General features: G+C 62.4%; 10 protein-coding genes. 8 read left to right on the forward strand and 2 right to left on the reverse strand.

Annotation, left to right across the window (positions count from 1 at the left end):
* The 4 genes from pstA to phoB form a co-directional block, all read left to right on the forward strand.
* Nucleotides 1-613, forward strand: a 613-nt coding sequence (gene pstA, locus EOD15_RS20700) for a phosphate ABC transporter permease PstA (RefSeq protein WP_127408783.1), incomplete at its 5' end; no start/stop codon positions are given.
* A gap of 17 nt (nt 614-630) precedes the next feature.
* Nucleotides 631-1,455: a phosphate ABC transporter ATP-binding protein PstB gene (pstB, locus tag EOD15_RS20705; RefSeq protein WP_127267721.1), complete on the forward strand. Its 825-nt coding sequence runs from the start codon at nt 631-633 to the stop codon at nt 1,453-1,455.
* A gap of 26 nt (nt 1,456-1,481) precedes the next feature.
* Nucleotides 1,482-2,189, forward strand: coding sequence for a phosphate signaling complex protein PhoU (phoU, locus tag EOD15_RS20710; protein WP_127267720.1), 708 nt, complete (start codon nt 1,482-1,484; stop codon nt 2,187-2,189).
* A gap of 16 nt (nt 2,190-2,205) precedes the next feature.
* On the forward strand, nt 2,206-2,895 hold the full coding sequence (gene phoB / locus EOD15_RS20715; RefSeq protein ID WP_010911896.1) for a phosphate regulon transcriptional regulator PhoB: 690 nt from the start codon (nt 2,206-2,208) through the stop codon (nt 2,893-2,895).
* A 16-nt stretch (nt 2,896-2,911) separates the two neighbouring features.
* Here the strand turns inward: phoB and EOD15_RS20720 are convergent, their stop codons facing one another.
* On the reverse strand, nt 2,912-4,159 hold the full coding sequence (locus EOD15_RS20720) for an ROK family protein (RefSeq protein WP_127408784.1): 1,248 nt from the start codon (nt 4,157-4,159) through the stop codon (nt 2,912-2,914).
* A 270-nt stretch (nt 4,160-4,429) separates the two neighbouring features.
* On the opposite strand from EOD15_RS20720, the gene xylF reads away from it, so the two are divergent.
* From xylF to EOD15_RS20740, 4 genes are all read left to right on the forward strand, one after another.
* A complete protein-coding gene (xylF, locus tag EOD15_RS20725; protein ID WP_013529274.1) occupies nt 4,430-5,470 on the forward strand; it encodes a D-xylose ABC transporter substrate-binding protein in 1,041 nt (346 codons plus the stop codon).
* 142 nt (nt 5,471-5,612) lie between these two features.
* Nucleotides 5,613-6,965: a sugar ABC transporter permease gene (locus tag EOD15_RS20730; protein WP_127321396.1), complete on the forward strand. Its 1,353-nt coding sequence runs from the start codon at nt 5,613-5,615 to the stop codon at nt 6,963-6,965.
* 11 nt (nt 6,966-6,976) lie between these two features.
* A complete protein-coding gene (locus EOD15_RS20735) occupies nt 6,977-7,777 on the forward strand; it encodes an ATP-binding cassette domain-containing protein (RefSeq protein ID WP_127267717.1) in 801 nt (266 codons plus the stop codon).
* Between the two features lie 127 nt (nt 7,778-7,904).
* A complete protein-coding gene (locus tag EOD15_RS20740) occupies nt 7,905-9,533 on the forward strand; it encodes a CHASE domain-containing protein (RefSeq protein WP_127321395.1) in 1,629 nt (542 codons plus the stop codon).
* Between the two features lie 96 nt (nt 9,534-9,629).
* On the opposite strand, the gene EOD15_RS20745 is transcribed toward EOD15_RS20740, so the two are convergent.
* Nucleotides 9,630-9,875 (reverse strand): membrane lipoprotein lipid attachment site-containing protein, encoded by a 246-nt coding sequence (locus EOD15_RS20745; protein WP_023810994.1) that lies wholly within the window; start codon nt 9,873-9,875, stop codon nt 9,630-9,632.
* Nucleotides 9,876-9,885: the final 10 nt, after the last annotated feature.

Genomic DNA, 9,885 nt, shown 5'->3' on the forward strand with positions numbered 1-9,885 from the left:
GCCGATCGGCGTCGCCGCCTCCATCTATCTGGAAGAGTTCGCCAAGAAGAACCGTTTCACCGACCTTATCGAGGTCAACATCAACAATCTGGCAGCGGTGCCGTCAATCGTCTTCGGCTTGCTCGGCCTCGCGGTGTTCATCAATTTCCTGGGCATGCCGCGCTCCGCCGCTTTCGTCGGCGGCCTGGTGCTGACACTGATGACGCTGCCGACGATCATCATCGCGACGCGCGCTGCACTTGCCGCGGTGCCGCCGTCGATCCGCTCGGCGGCTCTCGGTCTTGGCGCCTCCAAGATGCAGATGGTGTTCCAGCACATCCTGCCGCTTGCCGCACCCGGCATCCTCACCGGCACCATCATCGGTCTAGCGCGTGCGCTCGGTGAAACCGCGCCCCTGCTGCTAATCGGCATGGTCGCCTTCGTCGCCGATCCACCGACGACGCCTTTCGATCCGGCCACCGCGCTGCCGGTGCAGATCTATATGTGGGCGAACGAGGCCGAACGCGCCTTCGTCGAGCGCATGTCGGGCGCGATCATCATCCTGCTCGTCTTCCTCATGGCCATGAACATCACCGCGATCGTGCTTCGGCGTCGGTTCGAGCGGCGCTGGTAGAAAAAAGGCATTTTGGTATGAACATCATGACCGAACAGTCCCTTGAAAATGCAGTGGGCGATAAGATGAACGCCAAGTCGAACGAAGTGATCAAAATGCGCGGCGACAAGGTCGGCGTGTTCTATGGCGAGAAGCAGGCGCTGTTCGATGTCAATCTCGACGTCCGCCTGAATCAGGTGACGGCGCTGATCGGCCCCTCCGGCTGCGGCAAGTCGACCTTCCTGCGTTGCCTCAACCGCATGAACGACACCATCGATTCCGCGCGGGTAACCGGCAAGATAACGCTCGACGAAGAAGACATCTACGACAAGAACATCGATGTCGTCGAACTCAGGGCGCGCGTCGGCATGGTGTTTCAGAAACCCAATCCGTTCCCCAAGTCGATCTACGAGAACGTCGCCTATGGCCCGCGCATCCACGGATTGGCCAAGCGCAAGGCCGACATGGATCAGATCGTCGAGTCGAGCTTGAAGAAGGCGGCGATCTGGAACGAGGTGAAGGACCGTTTGCAGGAACCTGGCACGGGTCTTTCCGGTGGCCAGCAGCAGCGTCTGTGCATTGCACGCGCCATCGCCGTGTCACCCGAGGTGATCCTGATGGACGAACCGTGTTCGGCGCTCGACCCGATCGCCACTGCTCGCGTCGAGGAACTGATCGACGAACTGCGCCAGAACTATACGATCGTCATCGTCACCCATTCGATGCAGCAGGCAGCGCGCGTGTCGCAGCGCACCGCGATGTTCCATCTAGGCTATCTGGTCGAGGAGGGCGCCACCGACAAGATGTTCACCACCCCCGACGACAAACGCACCCAGGACTACATCACCGGCCGGTTCGGCTGAGCTCAGGCATATGAGGGACGAAGATCATGGGTGAACATACCGTTGCATCTTTCGATGAAGATCTGGAGCAGATCAGCCAGCTGATCCGCGACATGGGCGATCTCGCCCGCTCGATGGTCAGTGGCTCGACCAAGGCTTTGCTCAATTCGGACAATGCGCTGGCGCAGCGCGTGGTTTCCGACGATGCCATCATGGATGCCCGCCAGCGCGAGCTGGACGATCGCGCCATCACGCTGATCGCCAAGCGCCAGCCAATGGCCAACGATCTGCGTGCGGTGGTCGGTTCGATCCGCATGGCCGGCGACCTCGAACGCATCGGCGACCTTGCCAAGAACATCGCCAAGCGCGTCGGCACTGTCGGGCTGAGCGTCACGCCGCACGATCTTTCGCATTCGATCGACGCGATGGCGCAGCTGGTGCTGATCCAGGTGCAGGGGGTCGTCGACGAGTATGCCGCCGCTGACGCGGCAGCGCTTGCCACGCTCAGAAACAATGACGAACGCATCGACGTCAAATACACCTCGGTGTTCCGCGAGCTGCTGACCTACATGATGGAAGATCCCCGCAACATCACGGCGTGCACGCACCTGTTGTTTTGCGCCAAGAACCTCGAGCGGATCGGCGACCACGTGACCAACATCGCCGAAAATGCCTACTATGTTTTGACCGGCACGCAGCTGCCAGCCAATCGTCCGAAGCAGGACGAGACGGCAATGTCCGCGCCAGCGGCATAACAGGGGTGACCAGCCGATGATCGCACCACGCATCATGGTGGTGGAGGATGAGGAGCCGCTAGGCGTGCTGCTCCGCTACAATCTTGAATCCGAAGGTTACCAGGTCGAGGTGGTGACGCGCGGCGATGAGGCCGAAATCCGGCTGCAGGAGAACGTTCCCGATCTTCTGGTGCTCGACTGGATGGTGCCTGCGGTTTCGGGCATCGAACTCTGCCGGCGCCTGCGAATGCGTCCCGAGACCGAGCGGCTGCCGATCATCATGCTGACCGCGCGAGGCGAGGAAAGCGACCGCGTGCGCGGCCTGTCGACCGGCGCCGACGACTATCTGGTCAAGCCCTTCTCGACGCCGGAGTTCATGGCCAGGGTCAAGGCGCTGCTGCGCCGGGCCAAGCCGGAAGTGCTGTCCAGCGTGCTAAAGGTCGGCGATATCGTGCTCGATCGCGAGTCGCACCGTGTCTATCGCAAGAAGAGCGAGATCCGGCTTGGGCCGACGGAATTCCGCCTGCTCGAATTCATGATGCGCCATCCAGGCCGCGTGTTCTCGCGCAGCCAGCTGCTCGACAATGTCTGGGGCGAGACGATCTACATCGACGAGCGCACGGTCGACGTGCATGTCGGCCGGCTGCGCAAGGCGGTCAACAATGGCCGTATGCCTGATGTCATCCGCACGATCCGTGGGGCCGGATACGCCATCCGAGAGGACTGAACTCCCTCGTTTGAACTCACGCCACGTTCTTGCCGCCGAAACCGGATCTCGCCTGCACGCCCGGCGCAAAAATCTCCTGATCGACGAAGATCAGCGCCCGCATGGCGCAGCCTTCGCGGATCAGCGGCAGTTCGTTCGGCTCGGTGTCGAAGGAAATCGATTTGGAATGCTGGCCGCCGGCGGTCTGGGCAATCGCTTGCCGCAATGCCGGCTCGATCAGGTCGAAGGCGGCGGCGCTGACACCGACCATGGCGACCGGCGCCGGATCGATCAGCGCGAACAGGCTGCCGAGGCCGTAGCCGAGCGCTTCTCCGGCCTTGCGATAGGCTTCCCGTTCGGGTCCGTCACCTTCGCGGGCCGCGGCAGCCAGGGCGCGCATGTCGGCGTCGCTGACATCGGCAACGGGTTCTGCATCCTCGCCCATCTGCCTGGCGTTGCGCCAGATGGCGTAATTGCCCGCATAGGCTTCGACGCAGCCGCGCCGTCCGCAGCGACATAGCGCGCCGTTCGGCCGATGGATCATGTGGCCGAATTCGCCGCCCGAAGAATGGGTGCCGGTGAACAATTCACCCTTCAGCACCAGTCCCATGCCGATGCCGTGCGACAAAAGGATAGCGATGAAATCGTCGCGGTAACGATCGGGGTCGCGCCAGCGCAGCGCCACCGCCATCATGTTGCAGTCGTTCTCCATTATGGCAGGGATGCCGAACTCGTCTTCGAATATGTCAGCGAAGGCGATGTCGGTGTGCGGCGTGATCGGCGACCACAGCATGGCGCGGGCACGGGTGTCGGTGATGCCCTGGATGGCCACCGCGATGCGGGCGATGCTGCGCACGTCCAGGTCGGGATCTGCCAGGCGGCGCCGCACGATGGCCGTGCATTCCCCGATCAGCGACTCGCGCGACATCGTCAGCGTGTCCAGCCGGCGCTGTTCCTCGGATATTACCTGGCCCGCATAGTCGATGACGGCAACGGAGAGGAAGTTCAGCGACAGCACCACGGTCATTACCGCGGCCGCTTCCGGATTGAGACTGAGGCCGACCTGCGGCCGGCCGCGTTTGAGCGAGCCGGCCTCGCTCGGCTTGCTTTCGGTCAGGATGCCTTCGACGATCAGGTCGGATGAAATCGCCGAGATGGTCGAATGGCTGAGGCTTGTGGTCGCGGCGATCTCGGTTCGCGACGGCTGTCCGGCGCGGCGCACTGCCGCGATCACCATGGCGCGGTTGCGGCGGCGCAGATCGTCGTGGCGGATTCCGACCGACATGTTCTTTCATATCCTCCCGGTCGCCGCGGTTCCTCCTGCCCATGGAACGCTGTCGGTGACGCCGGTAAATACTGGCAGAAGCTGCACGCCGTGTCATTTATTTATTCCGAGACTCGAAAAAAACTCGAAATGACATCAAAATCCATCAGAATCGATGTTGACAGCGTTCGGGCGTTGGCCCAGTATTTTTTCGAGGCTCGAAAAAATAGAGCCTCTGTGCCGGCCCTCGGGTCAGTTTGGTCGCGCCATACGCGGCGCAGGGAGGATAATATGAAAAGATTCACGGCCGCCATCCTGGCGGGTGCCGCCATGTCGCTGACGCTCGCGTCTGTCGCGCAGGCGAAGGACAAGGTTGTCGGCGTTTCGTGGTCTAACTTCCAGGAAGAACGCTGGAAGACCGACGAAGCCGCCATGAAGACGGCGATCGAGGCCGCTGGCGACAAGTACATCTCCGCCGATGCGCAGTCCAATCCCGGCAAGCAGCTTACCGATGTCGAAAGCCTGATCTCGCAGGGCGCCAATTCCCTGATCATCCTGGCGCAGGACGCTTCGGCCATCGGCCCGGCCGTGCAGAAGGCGCTGGACGAAGGCATTCCGGTCGTCGGCTATGACCGGCTGATCGAGAACAAGGACGTCTTCTATCTGACCTTCGACAACAAGGAAGTCGGCCGCATGCAGGCCCGCGAAGTGTTCAAGGTCAAGCCGGAAGGCAACTACGTCTTCATCAAGGGCTCCGGCGCCGATCCCAATGCCGACTTCCTGTTCTCGGGCTCGATGGAAGTGCTCAAGGAAGCCATCGACAGCGGCAAGATCAAGAATGTCGGCGAAGCCTACACGGATGGCTGGCTGCCCGCTAACGCCCAGAAGAACATGGAACAGTTCCTGACCGCCAACGACAACAAGGTCGACGCGGTGGTCGCGGCCAATGACGGCACTGCCGGTGGCGTCGTCGCGGCGCTGACGGCTCAAGGCTTGGCCGGCACCGTGCCGGTCTCGGGTCAGGACGGCGACCACGCCGCGCTGAACCGCATCGCCCTCGGCACGCAGACCGTGTCGGTGTGGAAGGACGCGCGCGAACTGGGCAAGAACGCTGCAGAGATCGCTTCGCAGCTCGCCGACGGCAAGAAGACGAGCGACATTGCCGGCGCCAAGGACTTCACGACGCCAGGCGGGAACACCGTCAAGTCGCTGTTCCTGACCCCGGTTGCCATCACCAAGGACAATCTCAACGTCGTCATCGACGCCGGCTGGATCAAGAAGGACGAAGTCTGTGCGGGTGTCGCCGCCGGCACCGTGGCGGCCTGTAACTGATCCGTACCACTTTGAAATATCTGAACGCCGCGGCCCAAAAGCCGCGGCGTTTTCTCAAAGAATTGTGTTTCCGCATCATGCGGATAGCTTCTAGGCTGGGCTCCGGCATGCGCGTCAGACGGCCAGCCGGTGGGAGGAAACCATGACCGATACGACGTCAAACCCGCAGACCGATACGGCGCGCGCGTCGGAACTCGGCGCCGTCGCCCGGTTCCTGAAGGCGACCGAGATCGACACCCGCATGCTCGGCATGATCGGCGCGCTGCTGGTCATCTGGATTGGGCTGCATGTCATTTCCAGCCTGCGCCTTGGCGTCAACCCGCTCGATTTCGACAGCCGCACCTTTCTCACGCCGCGTAATCTGTGGAACCTGTCGGTGCAGACATCCGCGGTTGCCATCATGGCCTGCGGCATGGTGCTGGTCATCGTCATGCGCAACATCGACCTGTCGGTCGGTTCCGCCGAGGGCCTGATCGGCATGGTGATGGGGTTTGCCCAGGTGCATTTCCTGGTGCGCTTTGTCGGGCTCGAACTCGGCAACCCGTGGATCTGGGTCCTGGCACTGGTCATCGGCCTGGCGCTCGGCCTGTTGATCGGCACTTTTCAAGGCTTCGTCATCGCCTATCTCGAAGTGCCCGCCTTTATCGTGACGCTGGGCGGCCTGCTGGTCTGGCGCGGTGCCGCCTGGTGGGTCACTTCAGGCCAGACCGTGGCGCCGCTTAACGCCACTTTTCAGCTGATGGGCGGTGGGCCGGCGGGATCGATCGGCGCGACCTGGAGCTGGGTCGTTGGGATCGTCGCCTGCCTCGCCGTGGTGTTTGGGCTGTTCAACGGGCGGGTGCAGCGCAAGCGTTTCCGGTTTCCGCTACGTCCGATCTGGGCCGAGGCGCTGCTTGGAGTCGTCACCTGCGGCGCCATCATGGGTGCGGTCTGGCTCGCCAACTCCTACCCCTGGCCGATCGGCATCGTGAACAGATATGCGGCCGCCAACAACATCACCGTTCCCGAAGGCGGCCTGTTCATCGCCCACGGTATCGCCATACCGGTGCTGATGGCGGTCGCCGTCGGGCTGGTCATGACCTTCATCACCAACCGCACCCGTTTCGGCCGCTATGTGTTCGCCATCGGCGGCAATCCCGAGGCGGCTAATCTCGCCGGCATCAACACGCGATGGATCACCATGAAGGTGTTCATGATCATGGGCGTGCTGGCCACGATTGCCGCGGCGATCTCCTCGGCCCGGCAGAATTCGGCCACCAACGTGCTTGGAACGCTCGACGAACTGCTCGTCATTGCAGCCGCCGTGATCGGTGGCACGTCGCTGGCCGGCGGGTCGGGAACGATCATCGGCGCCATGCTCGGCGCCCTGCTGATGCAGTCGCTGCAGTCCGGCATGGTGCTGCTCGGCGTCGACTCGCCGCTGCAGAGCATCGTCGTCGGCGCCGTACTGGTCATCGCCGTGTGGCTCGACACCGTCTATCGCAAGCGCGTCTAGGAGGGCATGCCATGAATGACAAGACTGCTCCTGCAGCCACCGCGCTGATCGACATGAGGAACATCTCGATCGCGTTTGGCGGCATCCGCGCCGTCGACGACGCCTCGATCGATCTTTTCCCCGGCGAGGTCGTGGCGCTGCTCGGCCACAATGGCGCCGGCAAGTCGACATTGATCAAGATCCTGTCCGGCGCCTACAAGCGCGATTCGGGCCAGATCTTCGTCAACGGCGAGGAGGCATCGATCTCCAATCCACGCGACGCCAAGAAATACGGCATCGAGACGATCTACCAGACGCTGGCGTTGGCCGACAATGTCGACGCCGCCGCCAATCTGTTCCTCGGCCGCGAGTTGATGACCGCCTGGGGCACGCTCGACGACGTTGCCATGGAGGCCGAGGCGCGCAAGGTGATGGGTCGGCTCAATCCCCGCTTCCAGCGCTTCAAGGAGCCGGTGATCAAGCTGTCGGGTGGCCAGCGGCAATCGGTGGCGATCGCGCGTGCGATCCTGTTCAACGCCCGCATCCTGATCATGGACGAGCCGACGGCGGCGCTTGGTCCGCAGGAAACGGCGCAGGTCGGCGAACTGGTCAAGCAGCTCAAGTCCGATGGCATCGGCATCTTCCTGATCAGCCACGACATCCACGATGTGTTCGAGCTTGCCGACCGGGTCTGCGTCATGAAGAACGGCCAGGTCGTTGGCACCGCCCGCACCACCGATGTCACGCAGGACGAGGTGCTGGGGATGATCATTCTTGGCAAATGCCCGCCGGGCGCCATTCCAGGACCGGGCGCGCTGAAGATCGCGGCCTGAGATCAAGCCAGCTCGCGGTTGCCGGACACGTGATATGCCAGCCGTAAGGATGGCTTGGCCTTGGCATTGTGTTGGCACGGCGACTTGCCCATAAAGGTCCGATATCGCTCAGGGACCGCACGATCCGTTGAAGAAGCTTTTCCCGATCATCGCCTTTATCGCCGTCGCACTAATCAGCATGGTGATGGCAGGTTTCGCCTATTTCGCCACACAGGAAGCCGCGCGCATCAAGTTCGAGGCGACTGCCGACGACGCGCTCAACCGGATCGAGAGCCGCATCGACCTGCATCTGTCGCTGCTGCGCTCGACGCAGGCCCTGTTCGACGCCCGCAATGGCGATATTTCTCGCAATGAGTTCAAGGCGTTCTTCAACGCGCTCGATGTCGACAAGAATTTCGCCGGCTTGCGCGGCATCGGTTTCCTCAGGCTGGCAAAGACGGGCGACGAGGCGACGGTCGAACGCGATATGCTGCACGATTATGGCGTCAGTCATCCAATCTACCCGGATACCACGCAACCCTGGCGTACCCCTATCGTGCTGTTCGAACCGCTGGATCCATCCAACCAAGCCGCCATCGGCTACGACATGTTCAGCGAACCGATGCGGCGTGTGGCGATCGAAAAGGCGATGTCCGACGACCAGCAGCACGCCAGCGGGTTGGTGCAACTGGGCCAGGACACGGGCGCCTCGCAGACGTTCACCGGCTTCTTCGTTTTCGTGCGGCTCAATGTCGAAACCGCTCCCGACGTCATCAATGCTTCGAGATCCTCGACATCAGGTTTTCTCTATGCGGCCTTCCGGGCTCGCGATCTGTTCCAGACCGCGCTCAGCCGGTCGCCGCTACTGCCGGTCAACACCGAAATCTATGACGGCGATGGTGCCGTGAGCGGCGACAATCTGCTGTTCCGGTCGGAGACGCCGCCAGCTTCGACTTTCGGGGACAGGCTGCTGGTCACCCGAAAGATCATCGTCGCCGGACGGCCATGGACTGTCCTGTTCCGGCCGACAAGCGCCTTCTCGCAGCCGTCGTCGCGCGCCATTCCGGTGATGCTGGGGCTATTCGGCCTGCTGTTGGCGGGCGCCATCGCGCTGGTGGCGCGATATCAGGAGCGGGCCTATGAGGCAGCGTCGCGGTTGCACGAAACCACGGAAAAGAGCCTGATCGAAAAAGACCTGATGCTGCAGGAGATGAAGCATCGCATCAAGAATTCGATCACCAGGGTGCTGGCGATCGCGCGCCAGACGGCATCGCGGGCTACCGACGTCAACGAGTTTTCCGCATCCTTCTCGGCCAGGCTGCAGGCGATGGCAGCGTCCCAGGACATGCTGACGCGCTCTCGTTGGCAGAAGGCCGATCTTGGCGATCTCTTGCGCATCGAACTCGGCCAGGTGTTCGGCAAGGAGTTGCCCGAGGGGCTGCTGTCAGGGCCGCAGGTGCTGCTTGACGAAACCACGACGCAAGCGCTCGGCCTGACCTTCCACGAACTGGCGACGAATGCGCTGAAATACGGCGAAGCCGGCAATTCCGTGGGGGCACTGAAAGTGGATTGGTCTCTGGAAGGGCGTGGGCGCGACAGGACACTGGCCCTGAACTGGCGCGAAAACGGGCAGAAGAAACTCGAAGCTCCCGCCGAAACCGGCTTCGGCACCAAGCTGATCGATCTCAACGTGACGCGCGAATTACGCGGTACGATCAAGCGCGACTACCAGGCCAATGGGCTGAACGTGGAAATCAAAATTCCACTCGCCAATTGAGCGCGACCTTCTCCCGAAAAGGATCAAGCGTCCGGACATGAAAAATCCGAAGGCCAGCGGACCAGCCTCCGGATCGACGTTTCGATTATCGCCGAATTAGTTGCAGCGAGCCGTGTAGATCCGGCCGCGATGATCGCGATATTGGCAATAGCCGTTGCGCAGATTGCGCACCAGCAGGCCGGAACCGGCGCCAACGGCCGCGCCGATCAGCGCGCCCTTGCCGCCGCCGACCAAGCCGCCGACACCGGCGCCGATCAAGCCGCCGCCAACCACGTCCTGTTCGGTCGAGGTGCAGCCGCTGACGGCAACCACCGCAACCAGGGCAATAATCATCTTCCGCATAGAGTCACTC

This window comes from Mesorhizobium sp. M7A.T.Ca.US.000.02.2.1 (assembly GCF_003996995.1).
In the GTDB taxonomy this organism is placed as follows: domain Bacteria; phylum Pseudomonadota; class Alphaproteobacteria; order Rhizobiales; family Rhizobiaceae; genus Mesorhizobium.